The 1,395-nt window shown below is 68.7% G+C and carries 1 protein-coding gene; it reads right to left on the bottom strand.

Annotation, left to right across the window (positions count from 1 at the left end; translation table 11 throughout):
* A partial coding sequence (locus DWB68_RS15700; protein WP_119426047.1) for an ISL3 family transposase occupies positions 1-1,274 on the bottom strand: 1,274 nt, incomplete at its 3' end.
* Positions 1,275-1,395: the final 121 nt, after the last annotated feature.

Genomic DNA, 1,395 nt, shown 5'->3' with positions numbered 1-1,395 from the left:
CCGGCTTCGAGGAGTGCGCGGGCGATGTAGTTGGTGAGGTTGCGGAAGCCGAGGGCCAGGCCACGCAGGTGCTCGAGGCGACCGTTCACGGCTTCGGTAGGTCCGTTGCTCGTGCGCGGCCGGTCGAAGTAGGCCAGGACGTCGCAGGCGCGTCTGGTCAGGGTGCGGCCGAGCTTGCGCAGTTCTACCAACGCCTCAGGCACACTGTCGGCGAGGGCGTCGATCACGGAGCTCATCTCGACGCAGCCGGTTGCCCGGTCGGGGTGACGGTAGGCGGAGATTATGCGCTGGTAGATCCCCCAGGTGCACTCGACTTGCACGTGCCGGTCCCCAGCGAAGAGCTTGTTAAGGCGCTCGTGCTGGCGGTCGGTGAGCAGGTCAGCCCCGGTGTGCAGGGTCCGCCGCGCGGTGTAGAGCGGGTCGCCCTTGCGTCCGCGGTGTCCGTGCAGTTCCTGCTGGACTCGGCGGCGGCACTCATCGAGAGCGTCCCCGGCCAACCGGATGACGTGGAAGGGATCCATAACCGTGACGGCGTCCGGTAGCTCCTCGGTGGTGGCGGTCTTGAAGCCCGCGAACCCATCCATGGCCACGACCTCGATCCCATCGCGCCACGCCTGGTCCCGCTCGGCTAGCCAGTCCTTGAACGCCTTCTTCGACCGACCTTCGACCACGTCCAGCAGGCGTGAGGGCCCGGTGCCGTCCCGGACCGGGGTGAGGTCGATGATCACGGTGACGTACTTGTCAGCGCGCCGGGTGTGCCGCCACACGTGCTCATCGACCCCGACGACCTTGACACCGTCCAGGCGGGTCGGGTCCTCGATGAGCAGACGCCGGCCCTCAGCCAGGACCGCGTCGTTGGCGGTGTTCCACGCCACGCCCAGTCCTTCGGCAACTCGGGCCATCGACAGGTGGCCGACGACGATTCCGACCAGACCCCACCGCAGGCCGGCGCGGGAGATCTTGGCCCGCGGCGGCGCCGCAGCGGTGGTGTCCTGACGCCACACGTGCGAGCACTCCTTGCAGCGGTAGCGGCGCACGGTGAGCACCAGCGTGGTAGGGCGCCACCCGAACGGCTCGTGCGCCAACTCCCTGCTCACCGTGTCACGGGGCACGCCCTGGCAGTCGCACCGCCTGCACCAGTCGTCCGGCTCCACGACCCGGCACGCCAGCACGGACCGGTCAGGCTCGAGCAGCTGGCCGGTGACCTCCAGACCGAGGCCGTCGAGGCGGGTGAAGGTAGTCAGGTCAGGGCGCGTGAAGGTAGCGTCAGGCACGTCGAGGTCTTCCGGACGGGTTGTGTGAGAACTCCCATCATCGGAAGACCTCGACCCTCACCCCGACACCGACGCGCCGCCCCAGGTCGCACCACAGCTACACCCTCATCTGTGAAGAGCC

Origin of the sequence: Galactobacter valiniphilus, from assembly GCF_003575975.1 — a bacterium.
Classification (GTDB): Bacteria; Actinomycetota; Actinomycetes; order Actinomycetales; family Micrococcaceae; genus Galactobacter; species Galactobacter valiniphilus.
This window is presented reverse-complemented; position numbering and strand designations above follow the sequence as displayed.